The organism is Streptomyces sirii (assembly GCF_045690365.1).
GTDB classification, from domain to species: domain Bacteria; phylum Actinomycetota; class Actinomycetes; order Streptomycetales; family Streptomycetaceae; genus Streptomyces; species Streptomyces sirii.
Window position 1 is genome coordinate 5,267,073 of sequence record NZ_CP147982.1, and the last position, 24,879, is coordinate 5,291,951.

The window sequence follows — 24,879 nt, forward strand, 5'->3', positions numbered from 1 at the left end:
GTCGGGATGCGCGGGCCGGGGAAGGCCCTGGGGCAGCTCTCAGCTCGCCGCGCTCAGCAGCGGAAGACGAGGTGGTGGACCGGCAGCTCGCCCGATCTCGACACGGGCACGGCCTGACGGCCGGTCAGCGGGGCGGCCAGGCGCAGCCCGCCCTCGGTCCGTACGGGAGCGTTGGTCGACACGGCCGTGCCGGGCGGTGCGGGCGCGCGGAACGTGGCCGCGGAGCGCCCGCCGCGGCGCGGCAGGCAGCGGCCGAGGGCGGCTTCCCGATCCTCGGAAGGGTCCGAGGCCATCGGGGCGGCGCTCGCGGAACCGGCGCCGGAGGCGCTGTTCCTGGCGGGCGCGGCCGCCGCGTCGGTTCCGAACGCGCCCTCGGCGGCGGTCGGCAGGGCCAGGACGACGGCCATGAGGATCAACAGGAGCCGTACGAAACGGCCCACCTGGATCTTCGCCATCGACGCCCCTTCCGGCGCGGCTGGACAGGTCCCCCCATTGTGTCGAGGCCGACAGGCCCCGCCGCAAGTCGATATGTGATCGACCTGTGAACGCCGAGTTATCGGACAGGAGGGAAGGGTTCCGTTCGCGCCGGCGACCGCCGAAGTGCCGTTCGTGCTTCAACGCGCTGTATCGCACACCACTCCGCCGGGTTGCTCACTCCAATGGCGCAATGCTTGACGGCCCACCCCACCCGGCGCATTATTCATCGCATGATGAATTACGGTGACGGCGACGCCGACGCGCCCGCCGTCCACGCCCACGACCTCACCGTCGTCCGAGGCGGCCGCACCGTCCTCGACGCCCTCACCTGCCACGTCCCCCGCGGCCGGATCACCGGCCTCCTCGGCCCCTCCGGCTGCGGCAAATCCACCCTCCTGCGCGCCGTCGTCGGCACCCAGGCCCACGTCACCGGCACCCTCGACGTCCTCGGCCGCCCCGCGGGCGCCCCCGCACTGCGCCCCCGCATCGGCTACGTCACCCAGGACCCCTCCGTCTACGACGACCTCACGGTCCGCCAGAACCTCGACTACTTCGCCGCGGTCCTGCATCCCGGCCGCGCCGCCCGCGACCACCGCCGCGCCGGCGTCGCCCGCGCCCTCGCGGACGTCGACCTCACCCGCCACGCCGACGTCCTCGCCGGCCGCCTCTCCGGCGGCCAGCGCAGCCGGGTCTCCCTCGCGGTGGCCCTCCTCGGCACCCCCGAACTCCTCGTCCTCGACGAACCCACCGTCGGCCTGGACCCCGTCCTCCGCCGCGACCTGTGGAACCTCTTCCGCGCCCTCGCCACCGACCGGGGCACCACCCTCCTGGTGTCCTCCCACGTCATGGACGAGGCCGAGCGCTGCGACCGCCTCCTGCTGATGCGCGAGGGCCGCTTCCTGGCCGAGGACACCCCGCAGGCCCTCCGCGACCGCACCGGCGCACCCACCGTCGAGGCCGCCTTCCTCCACCTCGTCGACCGGGCCGCGACCGCCGCCCCGCACCACGACACCACCACCCAGGAGCCGGCCCGATGACCGCCACCGCACCCCCGCCCGCCGCGGCCCCCCGCCCGCGCACCGCGCCGCTCTCCCCGTCCCGCACCCTGGCCACCGCCGCCCGGGTCCTGCGCCAGCTGCGCCACGACCGCCGCACCCTCGCGATGATGCTGGTCGTCCCGTGCGTGATGATCGCCCTGCTCCGCTATGTCTTCGACGCCCGCCCGGACACCTTCGACGGCATCGGGGCCTCCCTCCTCGGCATCTTCCCGATGATCACGATGTTCCTGGTGACCTCCATCGCCACCCTGCGCGAACGCACCTCCGGCACCCTGGAACGCCTGCTCGCCATGCCCCTGGGCAAGGCCGACCTGATCGGCGGCTACGCCCTGGCCTTCGGCCTGCTGGCGGTCGTCCAGTCCGCCCTCGCCACCGGACTGTCCGTCTGGGCCCTGGGCCTCGACACCGTCGGCTCCCCCTGGCTGCTCCTGCTCGTCGCCGTCCTGGACGCCCTCCTCGGCACCGCCCTCGGCCTCTTCGTCTCGGCCTTCGCCGCCTCCGAGTTCCAGGCCGTCCAGTTCCTGCCCGCCGTCCTGATGCCCCAGCTCCTGCTCTGCGGCCTGTTCACCTCGCGCGGGGCCATGCACCCCGCCCTCGAAGCGCTCTCCGACGCCCTGCCGATGTCCTACGCCGTCGACGGTATGAACGAGGTCCTGCGACACCCCGACATCACCGCCGACTTCGTCCGCGACACGGCCGTCGTCACCGGCTGCGCCCTCCTCGTCCTCGCCCTCGGCGCCGCCACCCTCCGCCGCCGTACGAGGTGACACCGTCTTGGCCCTCGGAACGCACCCGCGCCCCGCGCCGTCCGGGTGCGAGGATGACGGCGTAACCGACCAGGCACCACCGGCGAGGTGAACCGCAGCATGACCCAGAAGGTCGCCGTACTCGGCACCGGAAAAATCGGCGAAGCCCTTCTCAGCGGAATGATCCGAGGCGGCTGGGCCCCCTCCGACCTCCTGGTCACCGCCCGCCGCCGGGAACGCGCCGAACAGCTCCACGCCCGCTACGGCGTGGAGGCCGTCAGCAACGCCGAGGCCGCCAAGTCCGCCGACACCCTCATCCTCACCGTCAAGCCGCAGGACATGGGCGCCCTCCTGCGGGAACTCGCCCCGCACGTCCCCGTCGACCGCCTGGTCATCAGCGGCGCGGCCGGCATCCCCACCTCCTACTTCGAGGAGCGCCTGGCCACCGGCACCCCGGTCGTCCGGGTCATGACGAACACCCCGGCCCTCGTCGACGAGGCGATGTCCGTCATCTCCGCCGGCTCCCACGCCAGCGCCGCCCACCTCACCCTCGCCGAGGAGATCTTCGCAACCGTCGGCAAGACCCTCCGCGTCCCGGAGACCCAGCAGGACGCCGCCACCGCCCTGTCCGGCTCCGGCCCGGCGTACTTCTACTTCCTCGTCGAGGCCATGACCGACGCCGGCATCCTGCTCGGCCTGCCCCGCGACAAGGCCCACGACCTCATCGTCCAGGCCGCCATCGGGGCCGCCGTGATGCTCCGCGACAGCGGCGAGCACCCCGTCAAACTCCGCGAGAACGTCACGTCCCCGGCCGGCACCACCATCAACGCCATCCGCGAACTGGAGAACCACGGAGTCCGCGCGGCCCTGATCGCCGCCCTGGAAGCCGCCCGCGACCGCAGCCGCGAACTGGCCACCGGCAACGGCTGACCGCACCCCGCGGCGGGGCAGCCGGCCCCCGGACCGGCTGCCCCTGGGGGAGACACGCCTCAGGCCAGCAACCCCATCGCCTGATAGGCCGCATCCACCCGCGGCCTCGCGATCGCCCGGGCCCGCTCCGCCCCGGCCCGCAACACCGCATCCACCGCCGAGGGATCCGCCGCCAGCTCCGCGTGCCGGCTCCGCACCGGCCGCAGCATCTCCACCACCGCCTCCGCGGTGTCCTTCTTCAGCGCCCCGTACGAGGAGTACCCCTCGGCCAGCCGCTCCGGATCCCCATCCGTACAGGCGGCCAGCACATCCAGGAGATTGGCCACCCCCGGCCGCTCCTCCCGGTCGTAGACCACCTCGCTCCCGCCGTCGGTGACCGCCCGCATCACCTTCTTGCGGACCACCTCCGGCTCGTCGAGCAAATACACCACCCCCGCCGTCCTGGCGTGCGACTTGCCCATCTTGGACGTCGGCTCCTGCAGATCCATCACCCGCGCCGCCACCGCCGGATGCGTCGCCTTGGGCACGACGAACGTCGCCCCGTACCGCTGGTTGAACCGCACCGCCAGATCCCGCGTCAGCTCCACATGCTGTGCCTGGTCCTCCCCGACCGGCACCTCCTGTGCCCCGTACGCCAGGATGTCCGCCGCCATCAGCGCCGGATAGGTCAGCAGCGACAGCCGCACACTCCCGCCCCGCGCCTGCTCCCGCGCGGCCTTCTCCTTGTACTGGATCATGCGCCGCATCTCCCCGTCGGAGGCCGTGCACTCCATCAGATACGACAGCCGCACATGCTCATCGACCCGGCTCTGCGCGAACACCGTGCACAGCTCCGGATCCAGCCCCGCGGCCAGCAGCAACGTCGCGGCCTGCCGACTCAGCCGCCGCAACCGCGCCGGATCGTGCTCGACGGTCAACGCATGCAGATCCACCACGCAGAACAGCGCCTCCGCACGGTGCTGGTCCACCTCGACCCACCGCCGCATCGCCCCGAGGTAGTTCCCCAGCGTCAGATGCCCCGTGGGCTGCACCCCGCTGAAGATCCGAGTACGCGCCGTCGCAGTCGTCGCCATCGCCATCTCGCCCGTCCTTCTCTCCCGCACTCAACTGAGTGCGCGTCGAGACCGCCGACTTCGCCGGCCGGCTACGAGAGGGGGAAACGCGAACGGCCGCCGAAGCGGCGGCCGTGGTCATGCATGCGCTGTGGTTCGGCCGCCGTCAGGCGAGCCACCACTGCTGTACGAGCGCATGCGTAGTCATGTCGCAAACGTACACCGCGAACCCGTGCCCGGCGCGGGTTTGAACAACCCCACGCCCTCGTGTAGTGTCCTCCGAGTTGCCACGGAGCCGACCGGCCCCGGACAACCATCCCGCCGCTTCGCGGCACACCACTACTGCACGGCCCCTCACCGGGAACAATTTCGGCATGCCGAAATTCGGACCGCGGCGCGATTATGCGCCGACGAGGAATTCCGCTAAAGTAGTGATCACGCCGAAAGGCGCGAACAAACCCCCTCCGACGGGGAATCGGAAACAAATTCGGACCGGCAACGGAACGAAACGGATCTGATAGAGTCGGAAAGGCCGAAAAGCGAAAGCCGAACGGCCGACCCCGCTCCAACAGGGGGCCGGAGACGGAAACGGATCTGGTAAGGTTGGAAACGCGAAGAAGCCGAAAGGCCGAAACGCACCGGCGAAAATCGGAGCCGCGAGGATCTGGTAGAGTCGGAAACGCAAGACCGAAGGGAAGCGCCCGGAGATCCTGGTGAAACAGGAACAAAGGAAGCGTCCGTTCCTTGAGAACTCAACAGCGTGCCAAAAGTCAACGCCAGATATGTTGATACCCCGTCGACCGGAAACATCCGGGAGATGAGGTTCCTTTGAAAGTCCTACCAGCACAATGTGCGGGTAGGCAACACACAGCGAGGACGCTGTGAACGAGCAGGCTTATTCCGCCTGCTTGTTCCGCTCAACGCGAGTGTCACCCGCCGTTTTTCATTAAACGCAGTCGGGTAAAGCATTCACGGAGAGTTTGATCCTGGCTCAGGACGAACGCTGGCGGCGTGCTTAACACATGCAAGTCGAACGATGAACCTCCTTCGGGAGGGGATTAGTGGCGAACGGGTGAGTAACACGTGGGCAATCTGCCCTTCACTCTGGGACAAGCCCTGGAAACGGGGTCTAATACCGGATATGACGCGCGACCGCATGGTCTGTGCGTGGAAAGCTCCGGCGGTGAAGGATGAGCCCGCGGCCTATCAGCTTGTTGGTGGGGTAATGGCCTACCAAGGCGACGACGGGTAGCCGGCCTGAGAGGGCGACCGGCCACACTGGGACTGAGACACGGCCCAGACTCCTACGGGAGGCAGCAGTGGGGAATATTGCACAATGGGCGAAAGCCTGATGCAGCGACGCCGCGTGAGGGATGACGGCCTTCGGGTTGTAAACCTCTTTCAGCAGGGAAGAAGCGAGAGTGACGGTACCTGCAGAAGAAGCGCCGGCTAACTACGTGCCAGCAGCCGCGGTAATACGTAGGGCGCAAGCGTTGTCCGGAATTATTGGGCGTAAAGAGCTCGTAGGCGGCTTGTCACGTCGGATGTGAAAGCCCGGGGCTTAACCCCGGGTCTGCATTCGATACGGGCAGGCTAGAGTTCGGTAGGGGAGATCGGAATTCCTGGTGTAGCGGTGAAATGCGCAGATATCAGGAGGAACACCGGTGGCGAAGGCGGATCTCTGGGCCGATACTGACGCTGAGGAGCGAAAGCGTGGGGAGCGAACAGGATTAGATACCCTGGTAGTCCACGCCGTAAACGTTGGGAACTAGGTGTGGGCGACATTCCACGTCGTCCGTGCCGCAGCTAACGCATTAAGTTCCCCGCCTGGGGAGTACGGCCGCAAGGCTAAAACTCAAAGGAATTGACGGGGGCCCGCACAAGCAGCGGAGCATGTGGCTTAATTCGACGCAACGCGAAGAACCTTACCAAGGCTTGACATACACCGGAAAACCCTGGAGACAGGGTCCCCCTTGTGGTCGGTGTACAGGTGGTGCATGGCTGTCGTCAGCTCGTGTCGTGAGATGTTGGGTTAAGTCCCGCAACGAGCGCAACCCTTGTTCTGTGTTGCCAGCATGCCCTTCGGGGTGATGGGGACTCACAGGAGACTGCCGGGGTCAACTCGGAGGAAGGTGGGGACGACGTCAAGTCATCATGCCCCTTATGTCTTGGGCTGCACACGTGCTACAATGGCCGGTACAATGAGCTGCGATACCGCGAGGTGGAGCGAATCTCAAAAAGCCGGTCTCAGTTCGGATTGGGGTCTGCAACTCGACCCCATGAAGTCGGAGTTGCTAGTAATCGCAGATCAGCATTGCTGCGGTGAATACGTTCCCGGGCCTTGTACACACCGCCCGTCACGTCACGAAAGTCGGTAACACCCGAAGCCGGTGGCCCAACCCCTTGTGGGAGGGAATCGTCGAAGGTGGGACTGGCGATTGGGACGAAGTCGTAACAAGGTAGCCGTACCGGAAGGTGCGGCTGGATCACCTCCTTTCTAAGGAGCACTTCTTACCAAGCCTGGCTTGGTCAGAGGCCAGTACATCAGCGAATGTCTGATGCTGGTTGCTCATGGGTGGAACGTTGACTATTCGGCACGGTTTCTGAGGGTTCATTAGTACTGCTTCGGCGTGGAACGTGGGTCTTGGGGGATCGTGTCGGGCACGTTGTTGGGTATCTGAGGGTACGGACTGTGAGTCTGGACCTTCGCGATGCCGGCCCCAGTGAACTCAGCCTTCGGGTTGGGGTGGTGGGTGGCTGGTCGTTGCTTGAGAACTGCACAGTGGACGCGAGCATCTGTGGCCAAGTTTTTAAGGGCGCACGGTGGATGCCTTGGCACCAGGAACCGATGAAGGACGTGGGAGGCCGCGATAGGCCCCGGGGAGCTGTCAACCGAGCTTTGATCCGGGGGTGTCCGAATGGGGAAACCCGGCAGTCGTCATGGGCTGTCACCCATACCTGAACACATAGGGTATGTGGAGGGAACGCGGGGAAGTGAAACATCTCAGTACCCGCAGGAAGAGAAAACAACCGTGATTCCGGGAGTAGTGGCGAGCGAAACCGGATGAGGCTAAACCGTATTGGTGTGATACCCGGCAGGGGTTGCCAGTGCGGGGTCGTGGGAGTTCTCTTTCATCGTCTGCCGGCGATGAGACGAGTCAGAAACCGTTGATGTAGGCGAAGGACATGCGAAAGGTCCGGCGTAGAGGGTAAGACCCCCGTAGCTGAAACATTGACGGCTCGTTTGAGAACCACCCAAGTAGCACGGGGCCCGAGAAATCCCGTGTGAATCTGGCGGGACCACCCGTTAAGCCTAAATATTCCCTGGTGACCGATAGCGGATAGTACCGTGAGGGAATGGTGAAAAGTACCGCGGGAGCGGAGTGAAATAGTACCTGAAACCGTGTGCCTACAAGCCGTGGGAGCGTCGCGTTGAGTCTTCGGATTCAACGTCGTGACTGCGTGCCTTTTGAAGAATGAGCCTGCGAGTTTGCGGTATGTTGCGAGGTTAACCCGTGTGGGGAAGCCGTAGCGAAAGCGAGTCCGAATAGGGCGTTGAGTAGCGTGCCCAAGACCCGAAGCGGAGTGATCTAGCCATGGGCAGGTTGAAGCGGAGGTAAGACTTCGTGGAGGACCGAACCCACCAGGGTTGAAAACCTGGGGGATGACCTGTGGTTAGGGGTGAAAGGCCAATCAAACTCCGTGATAGCTGGTTCTCCCCGAAATGCATTTAGGTGCAGCGTCGTGTGTTTCTTGCCGGAGGTAGAGCACTGGATAGGCGATGGGCCCTACCGGGTTACTGACCTTAGCCAAACTCCGAATGCCGGTAAGTGAGAGCGCGGCAGTGAGACTGTGGGGGATAAGCTCCATGGTCGAGAGGGAAACAGCCCAGAGCATCGACTAAGGCCCCTAAGCGTGTGCTAAGTGGGAAAGGATGTGGAGTCGCAGAGACAACCAGGAGGTTGGCTTAGAAGCAGCCACCCTTGAAAGAGTGCGTAATAGCTCACTGGTCAAGTGATTCCGCGCCGACAATGTAGCGGGGCTCAAGCACACCGCCGAAGTCGTGTCATTGCAGCATGAGGGCCAACGCCCGCTGTGATGGGTAGGGGAGCGTCGTGTGCCGGGTGAAGCAGCCGTGGAAACGAGTTGTGGACGGTTCACGAGTGAGAATGCAGGCATGAGTAGCGATACACACGTGGGAAACGTGTGCGCCGATTGACTAAGGGTTCCTGGGTCAAGCTGATCTGCCCAGGGTAAGTCGGGACCTAAGGCGAGGCCGACAGGCGTAGTCGATGGACAACCGGTTGATATTCCGGTACCCGCTTTGAAACGCCCAATATCGAATCCATTAATGCTAAGGCCGTGAAGCCGGCCTGGAGTCTTCGGACAAAGGGACGTGGTGGAGCCGCCGATCCAAGGTGGTAGTAGGTAAGCGATGGGGTGACGCAGGAAGGTAGTCCAGCCCGGGCGGTGGTTGTCCCGGGGTAAGGGTGTAGGACGCTGTCTAGGCAAATCCGGACAGCATATAAGTCTGAGACCTGATGCCGAGCCGATTGTGGTGAAGTGGATGATCCTATGCTGTCGAGAAAAGCCTCTAGCGAGTTTCATGGCGGCCCGTACCCTAAACCGACTCAGGTGGTCAGGTAGAGAATACCGAGGCGTTCGGGTGAACTATGGTTAAGGAACTCGGCAAAATGCCCCCGTAACTTCGGGAGAAGGGGGGCCATTTCCGGTGATGGGATTTACTTCCTGAGCTGGGGGTGGCCGCAGAGACCAGCGAGAAGCGACTGTTTACTAAAAACACAGGTCCGTGCGAAGCCGTAAGGCGATGTATACGGACTGACGCCTGCCCGGTGCTGGAACGTTAAGGGGACCGGTTAGTCACATTTCGGTGTGGCGAAGCTGAGAACTTAAGCGCCAGTAAACGGCGGTGGTAACTATAACCATCCTAAGGTAGCGAAATTCCTTGTCGGGTAAGTTCCGACCTGCACGAATGGCGTAACGACTTCTCGACTGTCTCAACCATAGGCCCGGTGAAATTGCATTACGAGTAAAGATGCTCGTTTCGCGCAGCAGGACGGAAAGACCCCGGGACCTTTACTATAGCTTGATATTGGTGTTCGGTTCGGCTTGTGTAGGATAGGTGGGAGACTTTGAAGCCGTGACGCCAGTCATGGTGGAGTCATTGTTGAAATACCACTCTGGTCGTGCTGGATGTCTAACCTGGGTCCGTGATCCGGATCAGGGACAGTGTCTGGTGGGTAGTTTAACTGGGGCGGTTGCCTCCTAAAGAGTAACGGAGGCGCCCAAAGGTTCCCTCAGCCTGGTTGGCAATCAGGTGTTGAGTGTAAGTGCACAAGGGAGCTTGACTGTGAGACTGACGGGTCGAGCAGGTACGAAAGTAGGGACTAGTGATCCGGCGGTGGCTTGTGGAAGCGCCGTCGCTCAACGGATAAAAGGTACCCCGGGGATAACAGGCTGATCTTCCCCAAGAGTCCATATCGACGGGATGGTTTGGCACCTCGATGTCGGCTCGTCGCATCCTGGGGCTGGAGTCGGTCCCAAGGGTTGGGCTGTTCGCCCATTAAAGCGGTACGCGAGCTGGGTTTAGAACGTCGTGAGACAGTTCGGTCCCTATCCGCTGTGCGCGTAGGAGTCTTGAGAAGGGCTGTCCCTAGTACGAGAGGACCGGGACGGACGAACCTCTGGTGTGCCAGTTGTCCTGCCAAGGGCATGGCTGGTTGGCTACGTTCGGAAAGGATAACCGCTGAAAGCATCTAAGCGGGAAGCCTGCTTCGAGATGAGGGCTCCCACCTCCTTGAGAGGGTAAGGCTCCCAGTAGACGACTGGGTTGATAGGCCAGATATGGAAGCCGGGTAACCGGTGGAGTTGACTGGTACTAATAGGCCGAGGGCTTGTCCTCAGTTGCTCGCGTCCACTGTGTAGGTTCTGAAGTAACGACCGTTGAGTCATGCTCCGGTTGGTCAACTTCATAGTGTTTCGGTGGTCATAGCGTTAGGGAAACGCCCGGTTACATTCCGAACCCGGAAGCTAAGCCTTTCAGCGCCGATGGTACTGCAGGGGGGACCCTGTGGGAGAGTAGGACGCCGCCGAACTAATTTTGAAAAAGCCTCGTTCCCCGAGTTTCGACTCGGGGAACGAGGCTTTTTTGCGTTTCCGGGGCTATTCGCTTTCCGGGACCGGGACCGGAGACGTCAGGGGTGTGGGGGGACGGCCACTGCGGTGATCAGGATGCCGTGGCCGGCGTGCCAGCGGCCGGTCAGTCGGGGGAGGGGGAGCGGGAGGAGCGCGGTGAAGGTGTGGGTGTCGGGGGTGAAGGTCAGTTCGGCGTCGTCGAAGTGGAGGGTGCGGGGGATGAGCGGGGAGCAGGCCTTGTAGAGGGATTCCTTGGCGCTGAAGAGCAGGCGGTCCCAGGGGACGTGGGGATGGGTGGCGTCGAGTTGGCGCAGGTGGCGGCGTTCGGCGGGGGTGGTGATGCCGTCGCGTACGGCCGGCGGCAGGGAGGCGTGGGGTTCGGCGTCGATGCCGAGGTGGGGGATGTCGCTGGTGTGGACGACGGCGGCGGCGCGGTAGCCGGCGCAGTGGGTGAGGCTGCCGGTGATGCCGGGGGGCCAGGCGGGGGCGCCGGTGGGGGCAGGGGGAAGTGGTGTCGGGGGGAGGCCGAGCCGGGCGAGGGCGCGGTGGGCGCAGTGCCGGGTGGTGGTGAATTCGCGGCGGCGCTTGGTGCCGGCGTGAGCGATGGCCCGTTTCTCGGCGGGGAAGAGGGCGGGGGACGGCGGGTGTCCGGTGGGGGGCCGGTCCGGGTCGCCGAAGGCGTCCTCGCCCACCGCGGTCGTGGGAAGAACGGCTTCGATCATCGGTAACTCCTTGTTTTCGCAGGTCAGTTGAGGGTAGGGCGGTCGGCTTCGGGGTCAGGGGGCGGCGCGGGAAAGTTGTCGTTGTTTTTCTAGGTCGCGTGACCTAGTCTCGTCCGTGTGGACGATGACATCCAGCTTGATGTGACAGGGCCGGTTTTGGTGGTCGGCGGCTACGGCACCGTCGGGGGGGATCTGGCCCGGCTCGCGGCTCCCTCGTGGCCGCTGCTGCTCACGGGGCGGACCCCGGAGCGTGGACGGGCGCTGGCCGAGGAGGTCGGTGCGGCGGTGCGGCGCTGGGATCTGAGCGACCCGGAGCCCTTTTCGGCCAAGGTGCGGGCCGTGGTCAGCACGGTGAACGACCCCGAGGACCGGGTGCTGCTGGCCGCGATCCGGGGCGGTGTTCCGTATGTGGACATCACGCGCTGGACGGCGCGGCTGCAGCGGGCCACCGCGGTGGCGGCGGTGGAGTCGGTCAGGGCGCCGGTGCTGCTGTCGTCCAGTTGGATGGGCGGGGTGACCGCCCTGGTGGCCGCGGCGCTGGCGGCCGAGGTCGGCGGGGCGTCGGCGGTGGAGATCGCCATCCGCTACGACCTCAAGGACCGTGCGGGAACGGACTCGGTGGAGTTCATGGACCGGCTGGGTCTGGACTACGAGGTGACCGAGGGCGGCCGGCGGCAGATGATCATGCCGCTGAGCGGTGCCGGGTTCGTGGACATCGGCGGGCACCGGACCAAGGTCGCGCGGATCGACACGCCGGAGCAGTTCACGCTGCCGCTGGTGCTCGGTGTGGACACCGCCCTCACCCGGATCGGCTTCAGCGCCAACTCCTCGACGTCCACGCTGCTGGCGCTCAAGAAGACCGGTTTCTTCCGGTGGGGGCGCGGGGACCGCTTCGAGTCGACGCGCCGGTCGATGCTGTACTCGCCGGGCGAGGGCGGCAGCGCGCTGCTGCGGATCGAGGTGCGGGGACGGCGCGGGGAGCGGCGTACGGCGACGCTCACCGATCCGGCCGGACAGGCGCATCTCACGGCGCTGGGCGGGCTGTTGGGGCTGCGCCGGGTGCTGGGGGAGGACGGTGCCGCCGCGCCGGAGGGGGTGGCGTTCCCCGAGATGACGCCGCTGCCGCAGGACGTCGTCGGCGCGCTGGAGAAGGCGGGCGTGAAGGTCGAGGTGTCATGACGGAGGAGAAGGAGCCGGGTGCCGCCGGGAAGGGCTCGACGCTGACCCGGCAGGGCAGTATCCGCCGGACGAGTCTGCTGGACGCGGCCGAGGCGGTGCTGGTGGCCAAGGGGGCGGATGCCTCGCTGCGGGCCATCGCCGGTGAGGCGGGGGTGCGGGTCGGGCATCTGCAGCACTACTTCCCGACCAGGGCCGATCTGATCAAGGCGGTGCTGGAGCGGGCGCTGGAGCGTTCGCTGGAGCGGCTGGCGGAGACGACGGGGTTGCGGGTGGTGCGTGACGATCCGTCGGCTCTGGAGAGTCCGGCGGGGCCGGCGAACCCCGACGAGGTGGTGGCCGTGGTGCTCGCCGAGCAGGAGGACCCGCAGCTGGTCCGCCTCTACGTCGAGGTGTGGGCGCTGGCGGCGCGGGACGAGGAGATCGCCGCGGTGGTGCGGGAGTTCTACCGCAAGTACGTCGCCCATGTGGAGGCGTTCGTCCAGCAGGGGCGGCCGGACTGGTCGGGTGAGTTCTGCCGGGCCAGGGCCGAGACGTTCGTGGCGCTCGTCGAGGGGGCGGCGCTGATGCGGTCGGGTATCGCCGGCAGCCGGTCGGCCGCGATGGACGCACAACTGGCTCACTTCGCCGTGCAGTTGCTCCGGGACTGAAGCCCGGGGCCGTCTAGGGGGGATCTGTACATGACCGAGGTAGTGGATCTGGCCGAGCTGGCTTCGTCGGCCGGACTGGAGAGGGAGCTGGAGCGGCTCGCCGAGAGCCGCGGCATCATCCGTACGCGGCAGCTGAACGGGCAGGAGACCTGGACGGTTCTGGGGGCGGCGCTGACGCGGGAGCTGCTCGGCGATCCGCGGCTGTCCAACGACGTGCACACGCACGCGCCGCAAGGGGCGCTGGTCCCGGGGATGGCCGTGATGCTCCTGGAGCAGGACGATCCCGGGCATTCCCGGAACCGTCGGCTGGTGAGCGCCGCCTTCGCCTCGAAGGCGGTGCGTCAGTTGGAGCCGCGCATCGAGGAGATCACCCGGCAGCTGCTGGACAAGCTGGGGGATCGCGGGACGGCGGACTTCATCGAGGAGTTCACCTATCCGATGCCGCTGGAGGTGATCTGCGAGCTGCTGGGGGTGCCGGCCGAGGACCGGGTGCCGTTCCGCAAGTGGGCGATGGACATCTCCGCGGCGCCGTCCGCGGAGGCGATGCAGACGGCGGCGGTGGAGCTGTTCGGCTACTGCATCGGGCTGATCGGCGCCAAGCGGGAGCGGCCCACCGAGGACCTGCTCAGCGAGCTGATCGCGGCCCGGTTCGAGGACGGCGGTGCGCTGAGCGACGAGGAACTGTCGTCGTTCGCCGCGGTGTTGCTGATCGCCGGGCACGACACGGTCACGAATCTGCTGGCGAACGCGCTGCACGATCTGCTGACCCACCCCGGGCAGCTGGCCGCGCTGCGCCGCGATCCGTCGCTGGTGGGCGCGGCGGTGGAGGAGGCGCTGCGCTTCAGGGGCTCGGCGATGACCACGGTCAACCGGGTCGCGCGGGAGGACATCGAGGCCGGGGGCGTGACGATCCGTGCGGGGGAGCTGGTCCGCTTTCTGCTGACCGCGGCCAACCGCGATGCCGACGTACGGGCCGATCCGCATGCGTTCGACATCCACCGGGCGACCGCACAGCATGTGGCGTTCGGGATGGGGGCGCACTTCTGCCTGGGGCAGCGCCTCGCCCGCCAGGAGGCGACGATCGCGCTCACCGAGATTCTGCGGCGGTTCGGCACGCTGGAACTGGCGGTGCCGGCCGAAGAGGTGCGGTGGCTGCCGTCGGATGCGATCCGGGGCCTGGTCGAGCTGCCGCTGCGCTATGCGCGCTGAGGAGCGGGGGGACGTGGGCATGAGGATCGCGGTGGATCACGGGCTGTGCGACGGGCTCGGGCAGTGTGCGCTGGTGGCGCCAGAGGTGTTCGCGCTGGACGACGACGAGCGGCTGGTGGTCGCGCCGGACCCGGCCCCCGAGCTGGCCGGCAAGGTGGCCGCGGCGGCGCGGGCGTGTCCGGTGCGGGCCATCTCGGTCGAAGGGGCCTGACCTTGCGCGAGGTGGTCGTGGTAGGGGCCGGCCTGGCGGGTGTGCGGGCCGGCGAGTCGCTGCGGGCGCAGGGGTTCGCCGGCCGGCTGACCCTCGTGTCGGACGAGCCGGAACTGCCCTACGACCGGCCGCCGCTGACCAAGCAGCTGGTGTCCGGGACGCTGGCGGAGGCCGATATCCGGCTGGCGGGCGCCGAGGACTTCGACGCCCGCTGGATCCGGGGGACCGCGGCGGTGGGACTGGACCGGGAGCGGCGGCGGGTCCGGCTGGCCGACGGTACGGCGCTGCCGTACGACGGGCTGGTGCTGGCGCCCGGTGCCAAGGCCCGGCCCTGGCCCGGGGCGCCGGTACCGGCCGGGGTGCTGACGGTGCGGGGGCTGGCGGACGTCCGTGCGCTGCGGGCCGAAGTGGCCGGCGGGGCCCGTGAGGTGGTGGTCGTCGGCGCCGGGTTCGTCGGGGTGGAGCTGGCGTCGTCGCTGAGCGGGCTGGGTGTGCGGGTGACGCTGGTGGAGCCGTCCGCCGCGCCGCTGGGGGCGCTGGGCGGGGTGGCCTCCGAGGTGGTGGCCGCGGCGGCGCGCGGGGCGGGGGTGGTGTTGCGGCTGGGCGTCGGCGTCGGGGGTTTTCGGGCCGCGGGCGGGCGGGTGAGCGCCGTGGAGCTGGTCGACGGCGGTGTGCTGCCGGCGGACTGCGTGGTGGTGGCGATCGGGATGGTGCCCGCGACCCGGTGGCTGGCGGGGTCGGGGCTGGCGCTGTCGGGTGGTCGGATCCACTGCGACGAGCGGCTGTTCGCGCGGGGTTCCGGGGGGCCGGATCCCGAGGTGGTGGTGGCCGGGGACGCGGCGGTTTGCGATGCGGTGCGGACGGCCGACGGGCCGGTTCCGCTGGAGCACTGGAGCAATGCGGCGGCGCAGGGGGAGCTGGCGGCGCGCAATCTGCTGGCCGGGCCGGCGGCGGCCGAGCCGTACGACCATGTGCCGTCGTTCTGGACGGCGGCGTTCGGGCTGCGGATCAAGTCGGTCGGGCTGCCCGGCAGCGGCGACCGGGTGGTCGTCGAGGCGGGGGATCCGAGCGAGGGCGCGGTGTTGGTGGCGCACTACGACGGGGACCGGCTGGTCGGTGCGGTGAGTGTGAACCGGGGGCGGTCGCTGCCGGCGTATGCGCGGCGGCTGCGCGCAGAGCGGTGTATCGGGCCGGTGGAAAACAAAACCGCGGGAATGTGAACCCGTCATTAAAGTTCTTATTACCATGGAACCTTTTGGATTAATCCCTTCCGGATGCGATTGGGTCAGGTGACCTATCGCACATATGCGTGACGCCCCCGGGTGGCTCTGGTAACGTTTTTATCGCGCCTCTCGGAGAGGCGGCGCAGGCCTTGTGGGGGATCACGACGAGGTGCTCGCCGACGATTTCTTGGCCTGTTCCCGCGCATGCGGGTACCGGGGGATCTTTTGCTACGGGGGATGTCATGTGTAGCACCTTCAGCGATGTCTGAATGGTTGTCTGAAATCGGACCTTCCCACAGCTGGGAAGCGCGTTCCGACCTTCTGTGCTCCTAGGTCGAGTGTGCCGCCGCGGCGGCCGCCACCTCTTGTCGGGCACTCCTGACTTGAATTCAAAAACCTTCGCGCGGGTCTACTCGCAGTAGCTGCGGCCTGTTTTGCCGTGGGTTTATTCAGGTTCTTACCAGTGCCCTTTGTCGAACCTTTCGTTCCGGCGCTGACCCGACGATTCACCTGCGCGGTGAAGCGCGTCTCCAGGCAACTTCCGCTGCCGTTTCCCTGGATTTTCCATGGCTGGAAACGGCCGCATCCACAGTGCGTATCCATACGTCCGCAGTGCGCAGAGACGAGGAGAGAACCATGCAGAACCCCTTCGAGACGGAGCAGATCCACGACATTGTCCGAGAGGGCCTGGCGCAGGTCCTGGGCAGCGGTGTCGACGAGATCACCGCGGACGCCACCCTCGTCGCCGACCTCGGCGCCGAATCGCTCGACCTGGTCGAGTTCCGCTTCGAGATGGAGACCAAGCTCGGCGTGGCGCTGCCCAAGTCGAACGTGCTCGACCAGCTGGCGGTGGCGCTCGGCGGCTCGGAGCGGCTCTACGACGAGCGGGGCGGCATCTCCGAGCTGGCCGCCGAGGTGCTGCGGCGCAGCGCGTTCGGCTACTCCGAGGAGCAGGTGCACGCCGGGATGCGCCCGTACGAGGTCGCCGGGGCGGCCACCAGCGCGCACTGGGCCGCCTTCACCCACCGGATCTTCGACCACCTGCCCGAGGTCTGCACCGAGTGCGCCGCCGACAAGGCGCAGATCGCCCCCTCCGGCAAGGCCCAGTGCGCCGGTTGCGGTGTGGCGCTGGAGCCGGCCGGCGGTGACGAGGTGATGGCCGACGGCGTCCGCGCGGCACTCGAGGCGCTGGGGCACGCCCAGCCCGTCGGCTGAGGCGGCGGGCAGTCGCAGATGGCGCTCGTCGTGCGAAAGGAACGCAATTGAACCGCCAGACATCCGACGGGGCCGGTCATGAGGTCGTGGTGACCGGGATCGGCCTGGTGGCCGGTCGGCTGACCGACCCCGAGTCCTTATTCGATCATCTCGCGCAGGGGCACACCCTCATCGCCGAGCACCCGCTCCACAAGGAGTGGGGGGTGCCCTGCGCCGTCTCCGCGCATATCGACCCCGACGTCCGGCAGACGCTGGCCGACGCGGTGCCCGAGGAGGCCGGGCCGCTGGGGCCGGCCGGGACGCTCGCCTGGCACGCCGCCGCCCAGGCCTGGGAGCGCAGCGGTCTGCCCCGGCGGCTTCAGGCCGAGCGCGGCGGCGTCTTCCTCGCCTGCAACCGCATGGTCATGGAGCCCGCCGAACTGGCCGGCCTGGCCGCCCATATCGACTTCGAGGGCGGCGCGCTGGACCTGGACGGCTACCTCGACGAGGGCGGGCCCGACCCGCGGCGCTACGAGCAGATCCAGCCGGACACCGCCACCGTGCGCCTGGCCGACTACTTCGGCGCGGCCGGCGTCCTGGAGACCCATGCCGACGCCTGCGCCGCCGGCGGTATGGCGATCGGCAGCGCCTACCGCTACATCCGCAGCGGCGCGCTGGACGTGGCGCTCGCCGGCGGCGCCGAGAGCCTGACGACGCTGACCTCCGTCACCGCCTTCTACGGGGTGGGCGCGCTCGCCCCGTACGACGGGCGGGACGCCGGCCGGATCAGCCGCCCCTTCGACAAGGACCGCTCGGGTTTCGTCATCGGCGACGGCGCCGCCTTCCTCGTACTGGAGTCGCGGGCGCACGCCGAGGCCCGCGGCGCACGGATCCTGGCCCGGGTCGCCGGGTACGCGGGGGTGACCGAGGCCGTGAAGATGACGTCCAGTTCCCGCGACGGCGCGGACTACGCGGAGTGCATCCGCGCCGCCCTCGCCGAAGCCGGGCTCACTCCGGGCGACATCGACCACGTCAACGCGCACGGCACCTCGACCGAGGCCAACGACACCTGCGAGGCCGCGGCGCTGCACACCGTGTTCGGGGAGCGGGCCGCCCGTATCCCGGTCACCGGCAACAAGTCCGCCATGGGGCACTCCCTGGCGAACAGCGGCGCGGCCGAGGCGGTGCTGTCGGTGCTCAGCCTGCAGCGCCAGGCCGTGCTGCCGACGCTGAACTTCACCGAGCCGGACGAGGTGACGCGCGGGCTGGACATCGTCACCGAGCGCCGGTCGGCGCCGGTGAGCGCCGTGCTGTCGAACTCCTTCGGTTTCGGCGGGCAGAACTGCTCCCTGATCCTGGCCAAGGCCGGGTGAGCGGGCGATGACGAACCTGGACGCGGTGCGGCTGACCGCACCCGGCCTGTACACCGCGGCGGGGCCGGACCCGGCCGCCCTGTGGGAGGCCCTGGTGGCCGGCAAGGACACCAGCCGGCCCAGCGGACTGCCCGCTTCGCCCTGGCCCGGCGCGGTGAACGCCTTCCTCGTCGACGATCCCGACGCCGCGACGCTCGATGTGCACCGCAGGGTGCTGCGCACCTCGGAGAAGCAGGCCCGGATGGCGCTCTACGGCGCCCGGCTGTCGCTCGGCGGCCACGGCGGGCCGGTGGGCGGGGAACGCTGGGGGCTCTACCTCGGACTGCCCACGGTGGACGAGGAGTTGCTGCGCTTCTCCGCGCTCGACGGGCTGCGCAGGGCCGCCGGCTCGCCGGACGCGGTGGCGGCGCTCTACGCCCGCGAGGTCCCGCCGTTCAGCGGCCTGTCCCACCTCAACAGCACCGCCGCCGCCCATATCTCGGCCGTCTTCGGGCTGACCGGGGCGATGGCCGCGTACTCGCCGTTCTCCGACGCGGGGCTGCAGGCCCTGGTCGACGGGGTGCTGTCGGTCGCCGAGGGCGAGAACGAGGCGGCGGTCATCGGGGCGGTCGGCCCCAAGGTCCATCCGCTGCTGCTGCCGCAGTACGAGGAACTGGGCTGGGACGGGGCCACCCCGGGCGAGGGGGCCGCCTTCCTGCTCGCCGCGCGGACCCCGGACGCGCCCGCGGCGGCGGTCCGGCTGGCCGGCTACGGGCGGGCGTTCGGCGCGGACGGCGCGGGCCGGACCGAGGCGATCGCCGAGGCCGTGCGCACGGCGCTGCGGATGGCCGGCACCGACGCCGGCGGAATCGGCTGGGTGCTGCCGGACGCGGTGTGGACGCCGGACGGGCGGCGGGCCCAGCGCGCCGCGCTCGACGCGGTCTTCGCGGGCGCGGCCGAGCGGCCCGCGGAGTGCACCACCGCCGCCGCCACCGGCGTGCTCGGCCCCGCCCATCCGCTCGCCCATGTGCTGCTGGCGCTGCACGGCCTGGCCGGCGGGCGCCGGCTGGTGGCCGACGGCGCCGCGGTGCGCGAGGAGGACCTGGACATCCCGCGGGTGCTGGCGCTGGCGTGCGGGGTGCGCGGCCAGGTGTGTGCCGTCGTACTGGAAGGAGGGGACGCATGAGCCGCCGCGTCGTGGTGACCGGCATGGGCGCCGTCTGCGGACTGGGGCTCGACCGGCAGACGTTGTGGGAGGGCCTGTGCGAGGGCCGTTCGGCGATCCGCTCCTGGCGGTTGCCGGGCGTCGAGGACTTCCCGGTGCGCTATGCGGCGCCGGTCGACGACGAGGAGTTCGCCCGGCGCCACGGCGCCGAGGAGGGCCTGGACCGGCCGATGGAGCGGCGGATGCGGTTCGGTCTGGCGGCCGCCGGGCAGGCGCTGGCCGACGCCGGGCTCGACGCCGGCGACGCCTCGCGCCCGCCGGGCCGGGTCGGTACGGCCGTCGGCTCGGGCGTCCCGGAGCGCGACGCCCATGAACTCCTGCACGCCATCGGGGACGACGGGGAGCCCGGCTGGCAGACGCTGTACGACCGGCGCGCCGAACTCGACCGCGCAAGCGGCCTGTTCTGCACCAACGACGCGCTGGCAGCCGGTATCGCCACCCGCCACCGGCTGCGCGGGCCGGCGCTGAACTACAGCACCGCCTGCGCGGGCGCCACCCACGCCATCGGCCACGGCTTCCGGATGATCCGGCGCGGTGAGGTGGACGCGATGCTGGTGGGCGGCGCCGACTCGGTGCTGAACCTGCCCACGATGACGGGCCTGCACCTGCTGGGCGCGCCGTCGACTTCCGAGCTGTTCGGGGACCGGCTGTGCCGCGCCTTCGACCGCGACCGCAGCGGTCTGGTCGCCGGGGAGGGCGCGGCGATGCTGGTGCTGGAGAGCGAGGAGAGCGCCCGCCGGCGCGGTGCGCCGATCTACGCGGAGGTGGCCGGTTTCGGCAGCTCCCTGGACGCCTACCAGGTCACCGCGCCGCATCCGGAGGGCCGGGGCGCCGCGATGGCGATGAGCCGGGCGCTGGCCGACGGCGGGGTGGAGCCGGACGAGGTGGCCTCGGTCAACGCGCACGGCACCTCCACCCCGCTCAACGACCCGGCCGAGACCCGGGCGATCAAGGACGTCTTCGCCCGGGGCGGGCACTACCGCAGGCTCGCGGTCACCGCCAACAAGACCGCCCTGGGCCATCTGATCGCGGCGGCCGGCGCCCCCGAGCTGATCGCCACGGTGCTGTCCGTGCGCGACGGCATCGTGCCGCCGACGCTGAACCTGCAGAACCCGGATCCGGCCTGCGACCTCGACTACGTCCCGGACAAGGCCCGGCACCAGGAAGTGCCGGTGGCAGTGAGCAATTCCTTCGGCTTCGGCGGACTCAACGCCAGTCTGGTGGTGCGCGGTTATGACTCCTGACCTTGTGAACACGAACCCTCCCGGAGGTCCCGCCGGCCGCTCCTTCGACCCCGACTCCGTCGTGGTGACCGGCATCGGCGCGGTGCTGCCCACCGGTCGCGGGCCGCGGGCCCTGTGGTCGGCCTGGCGCGCGGCGCAGCCCGCGCTGACCCCCTACCGGGACCCCTACGTACGGACCGAGAAGATCACCCATTTCGGCCACGTCCCCGACGAGCTGCAGCAGCAGAGCCGGGAGAGCGTGCCGCACAAGCTGCGGAAGTTCGGCACGGCCTTCACCTTCAACGCGGTGCTCGCCGCGCAGGACGCCATGGAGCAGGCCGGCGAGAGCTGGCAGGAGATCCCGGAGGAGCGCCGCGGGCTCTATGTCGCCCAGGACGACTCCACCGAGCTGAGCGCCGCCGCCTTCCACAAGGCGCTCGACCGGGCCCGGACGGACACCTCCCCGCAGGCGGGGGTGGACCTGCAGCGGCTGGTGGCCGAGGCGTTCGGCAACGCGGCCACCTTCAACCCGTTCACCGTCATCAGGTCGCTCAACAACAACACCCTGGCGATGGTCTCCATCGCCCAGCGGTTCCGCGGCGACTGCGCCGCGTTCGTCCAGGACGCCGGTGCCGCGCTCGGGGCGCTGCAACGCGCCGCCTTCACCCTCCGCCAGGGCCACTGCGACACGGCCCTGGTGGTCGGCGCGGGCAGCTACAACGAGCCGCTGAAGCTGGCCGCGCAGTACCGCGCCGGTCACTTGAGCGCGGGCGGCGCCGGCGGCGCGGCGGTGCGCAGCTTCGACGCGGAGCGGGACGGCACGGTCCTGGCGGAGGGCGCGGTGGCGCTCGTACTGGAGCGGGCCGGCGATGCCGCACGGCGCGGCGCCCGGCCGCTGGTGGAGTTCCTCGGCGCCGCGCTGCGGCCCGCGGTGGACAGCGGCGTCGGCCCGTCCACCCTCGCCGAAGGGCCCCGTGGGCTGCTGGCCGACCACGGCCTGACGCCCGACACCCTGGGCGCGGTCCTCGCCGACGGCAAGGGCACCGTCGCGCACGACGCCGCCGAGGCCGAGCTGCTGCGGGCGCTGCTGAAGGACAGCGGCGTCCCGGTCGGTTCGCTGCGCCCGGTCACCGGCACGCTCGGCGCGGCCGGTCCGCTGGCCGAACTCGCCCTGGCGCCCCATCTGTTCGCCGAGGGCGAGCTGCCGCCGATCGCCCATCTGCGCACCCCGCCCGACGACGGCACCGACTTCGTCATGGGCGCACCCAGGAAGCGCCGGATCGACTCCGTGCTGAGCCTGCACAGCACCTTCAACGGGTTCGCCGGCGCGCTGCTCGCCCAGCGCCCGCACACGCCCTGACGCACGAGGGGACCACCATCACCATGTCGCAGTTCACCGCATTCGTGCAGCCCCGGATGGGGCGGATCTTCGCCGCCCTGGGGCTGGACGTGGAGTACGTCCGCGCGCAGGGCAACACCCTCTACCACCGTGACGAGCAGGGCAGGGACATCCCGGTCCTCGACCTCATGGGCGGCTACGGCTCGCTGATCCTCGGCCACAACCACCCCGAGATCGTCGCGCACGCCCGGGCCCTGCTGGACCGCAACCCGGCCGTGCACGCGCAGTTCTCGCTGCGCGGCGAGGCCGGCCGGCTCGGCGCCGCGCTCAGCGACGTCGTCCGCCGGGAGACCTCGGCCAAGGAGCCGTACGTCGCCACCTTCGGCAACAGCGGCGCCGAGGCCGTCGAGGCGGCCGTCAAGCACGCCGAACTCGTCCGGGTGCACCAGGCCACCGCGCTCGCCGACGAGATCGCCCAGAACGCGGCGGCCGCACGGGAGGCCGTCCGCAGCGGGGACGCCGTCCTCGACGCGGACGCCTTCCGGCTGCCGGCCGTCCGGGCGCGGGCGCCGCAGGACCAGAGCATCGACGCGCTGCTGGCGGCGCTGGAGGCCCACAACGCGGCGGCGCTCGCCACCAGGCCGCTGTTCCTGGCGCTGGAGCGGTCCTTCCACGGCAAGCTCGTCGGCAGCGTCCAGCTCACCTACAACAGCGGCTTTCGCGCCCCGTTCACGAACCTCGGCGCGCGGGTGCGCTTCGTGCCCATGGACCGGCTCGACCTCCTGGACGCGATCGCCGACGAGGAGCGGGTGGCGCTGCTCGACACCGAGATCGACGCCGGGCGGATCAAGGTCGTCGAACGCGCCCTGCCGGTCATCACCGCGTTCCTGGCCGAGCCGGTGCAGGGCGAGGGCGGCATCCACGCGCTGACGGCCGAGCAGGGCCGCGCCATCCGGCTGTTCTGCAACAAGGTCGGCACCCCGCTGATCCTCGACGAGGTGCAGAGCGGCATGGGCCGCTGCGGCGCGTTCCTGGCCAGCTCGCTCATCGGGCTGCGCGGCGACTACTACGCGCTGTCGAAGTCGCTCGGCGGCGGGCTCGCCAAGATCTCCGCCATGCTGGTCCGCCGGTCGCTGTACCAGGACGAGTTCGACATCATCCACAGCTCGACCTTCGCCATGGACGACTACTCCTCGTCCATCGGGCACAAGGTCGTCGAGCTACTGGAGGCGGACGACGGCGAGGTCTACCGGCGGGTCGCCGAGCGCGGCGAAAAGCTCACCGCCATGCTCACCGGCCTTAAGGCGGCCTTCCCCGACATCGTCGAGGACGTCCGCGGCAAGGGCCTGTTCATTGGCCTGGAGCTCAAGGACCAGGGCGAGGCCCGCTCCATGGTGCTGCGCGGCAGCGCCTACACCGGCTCGCTGGGCTATCTGCTCTCCGGCTACCTGCTGCGCCAGGAAGGCATCCGGATCGCACCGACCGGCAGCGCCGGCAACGTGCTGCGCATCCAGCCCTCGGCGTACCTCACCGACGAGGAGATCGAGCACCTGCGCGGGGCCCTGGAGCGGCTCTGCCGCATCCTGCGCTACGAGGACACCCTGCACCTGGTCCACCCGGCCAGCGACCGGCGGATCCCCAAACCGCGGGCGGAGATCCGGGACTTCAGGGGCGCGGTGGCCGGCTACGAGCAGGGCGAGGGGCGCCCGGCGACCGGGCCGGTGCGCAAGGTCGCGTTCCTCAACCACCTCATCGAACCGGCGCATCTGCGGCAGGTGGACCCGGCGCTCACCGACCTCGGCGACGAGGCGCTGCGCTCCTTCGTCCTCGGCATGGACCCGGTCAAGACGGCGGCGCCCTACCCCGGCGTGCGGATCGACTCGCCGCTCGGCAGCTCCGTCGAGTTCGCCCTCTACCCGCTGATGGTCGCCTCCGAGCAGATGGGCGGCTACCTCGCCTCGGGGGACGTCGCGGGCATCCGCGCGGACATCGAGGAGCGGGTGCAAGCCGCCCGCGACGACGGCTGCGCGGTGGCGGGCCTGGGGATGTACACCTCCATCGTCACCGCCAACTGCACCTCGCTGCGGGTCCCCGGGATCGCGCTGACCTCCGGCAACGCGCTGACCGTGGCGATGGGCATACAGGCCATGGAGCGGGGCGCGAAGGACCGCGGCTGGCGGGTCGAGGACGCCACGCTGGCCGTGGTCGGCGCGGCCGGCAACATCGCCTCGGTCTACAGCCAGCTCTTCGCCGAGCGGCTCGGCCGCATCGTGCTGGTCGGCAGCCGGCGGGACGGCTCGGCCAGGCGGCTGCGGAACACCGTGCACGGCGTCTACCAGGAGTGCTGGTCGCGGATCGCGGAAGGCGGGGAGCTGACCGGGATCCCGGCGCGGCTCGCCGAGGAGCCGCTGATCACCAAGTGGCTGGCCGAGGGCCCGGCCGACGACACCGGCCGGGGCCGGGCGATCGCGGAGTACCTCCAGGAGCGCTACGGCAGCGACCCGTTCCTGACCGTCACCCAGGACAGTACCGCCCTGAAGGAGGCGCAGCTGGTGCTGTGCGCCTCCAACAGCCCCGAACCGTTCCTGACCGGCGAGCACTTCGCGCCGAACACGGTGATCTGCGATATCGCCGTGCCCAACAACGCCGTTGCGGGCCTGGCCGAGCAGCGGCCCGACCTGGCGTACATGCTCGGCGGCATCGTCGCCACCCCGCACGGCGAGAGCCTGCACCCCTCGGCGCGCGCCTTCCTGGAGGCCGGCCAGCTGTTCGCCTGCATGGCGGAGACGGCCCTGATGGGCCTGGCAGGCATCGACCACCACTACTCCTACGGGAACATCAGCCGCCAACAGGTCATCGACATCGCCGCACTGGCCAAGGCCCACGGGCTGCGGCTCGCCGACTACAAGAGCGCGCACTCGGTCTGAGGACCGGGC

General features: G+C 69.1%; 17 protein-coding genes and 3 rRNA genes. 17 read left to right on the top strand and 3 right to left on the bottom strand.

Annotated elements, in window-relative coordinates; translation table 11 throughout:
• Nucleotides 1–53: 53 nt before the first annotated feature.
• The gene (locus WAB15_RS23830) at nucleotides 54–455 is read right to left on the bottom strand and encodes a hypothetical protein (protein ID WP_407287488.1); all 402 of its coding nucleotides are present in this window, start codon (nucleotides 453–455) and stop codon (nucleotides 54–56) included.
• Nucleotides 456–707: 252 nt separating this feature from the next.
• Here WAB15_RS23830 and WAB15_RS23835 point away from each other — a divergent pair, with 252 nt between their 5' ends.
• The 3 genes from WAB15_RS23835 (at nucleotide 708) to proC (ending at nucleotide 3,211) form a co-directional block, all read left to right on the top strand.
• Entirely contained in the window at nucleotides 708–1,514 is an 807-nt protein-coding gene (locus tag WAB15_RS23835; protein ID WP_407287489.1) for an ABC transporter ATP-binding protein, read from the top strand.
• Nucleotides 1,511–2,302, top strand: coding sequence for an ABC transporter permease (locus WAB15_RS23840; protein ID WP_407287490.1), 792 nt, complete (start codon nucleotides 1,511–1,513; stop codon nucleotides 2,300–2,302). Before WAB15_RS23835 ends, WAB15_RS23840 begins: the two co-directional genes overlap by 4 nt.
• Nucleotides 2,303–2,401: 99 nt before the next feature.
• Nucleotides 2,402–3,211, top strand: a complete 810-nt coding sequence (gene proC, locus WAB15_RS23845) for a pyrroline-5-carboxylate reductase (protein ID WP_399150930.1) — start codon at nucleotides 2,402–2,404, stop codon at nucleotides 3,209–3,211.
• Between the two features lie 59 nt (nucleotides 3,212–3,270).
• Here proC and trpS read toward each other — a convergent pair whose 3' ends face one another.
• Nucleotides 3,271–4,284, bottom strand: a complete 1,014-nt coding sequence (gene trpS / locus WAB15_RS23850; protein WP_407289280.1) for a tryptophan--tRNA ligase — start codon at nucleotides 4,282–4,284, stop codon at nucleotides 3,271–3,273.
• A gap of 947 nt (nucleotides 4,285–5,231) precedes the next feature.
• Between trpS and WAB15_RS23855 the strand changes: the two genes are divergently transcribed.
• From WAB15_RS23855 to rrf, 3 genes are all read left to right on the top strand, one after another.
• Nucleotides 5,232–6,760: ribosomal RNA gene (locus WAB15_RS23855) — 16S ribosomal RNA — on the top strand.
• Between the two features lie 303 nt (nucleotides 6,761–7,063).
• A 23S ribosomal RNA gene (locus WAB15_RS23860) occupies nucleotides 7,064–10,186 on the top strand.
• A 76-nt stretch (nucleotides 10,187–10,262) separates the two neighbouring features.
• A 5S ribosomal RNA gene (gene rrf, locus WAB15_RS23865) occupies nucleotides 10,263–10,379 on the top strand.
• Together the 16S, 23S and 5S rRNA genes form the textbook arrangement of a ribosomal RNA operon.
• A gap of 99 nt (nucleotides 10,380–10,478) precedes the next feature.
• Here rrf and WAB15_RS23870 read toward each other — a convergent pair.
• A complete protein-coding gene (locus WAB15_RS23870) occupies nucleotides 10,479–11,141 on the bottom strand; it encodes a 4'-phosphopantetheinyl transferase (protein ID WP_407287491.1) in 663 nt (220 codons plus the stop codon).
• A 117-nt stretch (nucleotides 11,142–11,258) separates the two neighbouring features.
• On the opposite strand from WAB15_RS23870, the gene WAB15_RS23875 reads away from it, so the two are divergent.
• From WAB15_RS23875 to WAB15_RS23925, 11 genes are all read left to right on the top strand, one after another.
• Complete coding sequence (locus WAB15_RS23875) at nucleotides 11,259–12,320, top strand: saccharopine dehydrogenase (protein WP_407287492.1); 1,062 nt, start codon at nucleotides 11,259–11,261, stop codon at nucleotides 12,318–12,320.
• Nucleotides 12,317–12,967 (top strand): TetR/AcrR family transcriptional regulator, encoded by a 651-nt coding sequence (locus WAB15_RS23880; protein WP_407287493.1) that lies wholly within the window; start codon nucleotides 12,317–12,319, stop codon nucleotides 12,965–12,967. The genes WAB15_RS23875 and WAB15_RS23880 overlap by 4 nt, the downstream gene beginning before the upstream one ends.
• Before the next feature lie 30 nt (nucleotides 12,968–12,997).
• A complete protein-coding gene (locus WAB15_RS23885) occupies nucleotides 12,998–14,176 on the top strand; it encodes a cytochrome P450 (RefSeq protein WP_399148769.1) in 1,179 nt (392 codons plus the stop codon).
• Between the two features lie 19 nt (nucleotides 14,177–14,195).
• Complete coding sequence (locus WAB15_RS23890; protein ID WP_407289281.1) at nucleotides 14,196–14,387, top strand: ferredoxin; 192 nt, start codon at nucleotides 14,196–14,198, stop codon at nucleotides 14,385–14,387.
• 11 nt (nucleotides 14,388–14,398) lie between these two features.
• Nucleotides 14,399–15,607, top strand: a complete 1,209-nt coding sequence (locus tag WAB15_RS23895) for an NAD(P)/FAD-dependent oxidoreductase (protein ID WP_407289282.1) — start codon at nucleotides 14,399–14,401, stop codon at nucleotides 15,605–15,607.
• Nucleotides 15,608–16,246: 639 nt separating this feature from the next.
• Nucleotides 16,247–16,825 carry an acyl carrier protein gene (locus WAB15_RS23900; protein ID WP_399148768.1) on the top strand — a complete coding sequence of 193 codons (579 nt, stop codon included), beginning with the start codon at nucleotides 16,247–16,249 and terminating at the stop codon, nucleotides 16,823–16,825.
• Nucleotides 16,826–16,872: 47 nt separating this feature from the next.
• Complete coding sequence (locus tag WAB15_RS23905; protein ID WP_407287494.1) at nucleotides 16,873–18,177, top strand: beta-ketoacyl-[acyl-carrier-protein] synthase family protein; 1,305 nt, start codon at nucleotides 16,873–16,875, stop codon at nucleotides 18,175–18,177.
• 7 nt (nucleotides 18,178–18,184) lie between these two features.
• Nucleotides 18,185–19,342, top strand: coding sequence for a beta-ketoacyl synthase N-terminal-like domain-containing protein (locus WAB15_RS23910; RefSeq protein WP_407287495.1), 1,158 nt, complete (start codon nucleotides 18,185–18,187; stop codon nucleotides 19,340–19,342).
• Nucleotides 19,339–20,625 carry a beta-ketoacyl-[acyl-carrier-protein] synthase family protein gene (locus WAB15_RS23915; RefSeq protein ID WP_407287496.1) on the top strand — a complete coding sequence of 429 codons (1,287 nt, stop codon included), beginning with the start codon at nucleotides 19,339–19,341 and terminating at the stop codon, nucleotides 20,623–20,625. The genes WAB15_RS23910 and WAB15_RS23915 overlap by 4 nt, the downstream gene beginning before the upstream one ends.
• A gap of 4 nt (nucleotides 20,626–20,629) precedes the next feature.
• A complete protein-coding gene (locus WAB15_RS23920) occupies nucleotides 20,630–21,964 on the top strand; it encodes a beta-ketoacyl synthase N-terminal-like domain-containing protein (RefSeq protein ID WP_407287497.1) in 1,335 nt (444 codons plus the stop codon).
• A gap of 23 nt (nucleotides 21,965–21,987) precedes the next feature.
• Nucleotides 21,988–24,870 carry an aminotransferase class III-fold pyridoxal phosphate-dependent enzyme gene (locus WAB15_RS23925; RefSeq protein ID WP_407287498.1) on the top strand — a complete coding sequence of 961 codons (2,883 nt, stop codon included), beginning with the start codon at nucleotides 21,988–21,990 and terminating at the stop codon, nucleotides 24,868–24,870.
• Nucleotides 24,871–24,879: the final 9 nt, after the last annotated feature.

Excerpts from the sequence above, each read along its gene's own strand:
- WAB15_RS23880 (WP_407287493.1), top strand. The coding sequence starts at position 12,317 with ATGACGGAGGAGAAGGAGCCGGGTGCCGCCGGGAAGGGCTCGACGCTG.
- WAB15_RS23835 (WP_407287489.1), top strand. The coding sequence starts at position 708 with ATGATGAATTACGGTGACGGCGACGCCGACGCGCCCGCCGTCCACGCC.
- WAB15_RS23900 (WP_399148768.1), top strand. The coding sequence starts at position 16,247 with ATGCAGAACCCCTTCGAGACGGAGCAGATCCACGACATTGTCCGAGAG.
- WAB15_RS23890 (WP_407289281.1), top strand. The coding sequence starts at position 14,196 with ATGAGGATCGCGGTGGATCACGGGCTGTGCGACGGGCTCGGGCAGTGT.
- WAB15_RS23885 (WP_399148769.1), top strand. The coding sequence starts at position 12,998 with ATGACCGAGGTAGTGGATCTGGCCGAGCTGGCTTCGTCGGCCGGACTG.
- WAB15_RS23910 (WP_407287495.1), top strand. The coding sequence starts at position 18,185 with ATGACGAACCTGGACGCGGTGCGGCTGACCGCACCCGGCCTGTACACC.
- proC (WP_399150930.1), top strand. The coding sequence starts at position 2,402 with ATGACCCAGAAGGTCGCCGTACTCGGCACCGGAAAAATCGGCGAAGCC.
- trpS (WP_407289280.1), bottom strand. The coding sequence starts at position 4,284 with ATGGCGACGACTGCGACGGCGCGTACTCGGATCTTCAGCGGGGTGCAG.
- WAB15_RS23915 (WP_407287496.1), top strand. The coding sequence starts at position 19,339 with ATGAGCCGCCGCGTCGTGGTGACCGGCATGGGCGCCGTCTGCGGACTG.
- WAB15_RS23830 (WP_407287488.1), bottom strand. The coding sequence starts at position 455 with ATGGCGAAGATCCAGGTGGGCCGTTTCGTACGGCTCCTGTTGATCCTC.
- WAB15_RS23925 (WP_407287498.1), top strand. The coding sequence starts at position 21,988 with ATGTCGCAGTTCACCGCATTCGTGCAGCCCCGGATGGGGCGGATCTTC.
- WAB15_RS23840 (WP_407287490.1), top strand. The coding sequence starts at position 1,511 with ATGACCGCCACCGCACCCCCGCCCGCCGCGGCCCCCCGCCCGCGCACC.
- WAB15_RS23870 (WP_407287491.1), bottom strand. The coding sequence starts at position 11,141 with ATGATCGAAGCCGTTCTTCCCACGACCGCGGTGGGCGAGGACGCCTTC.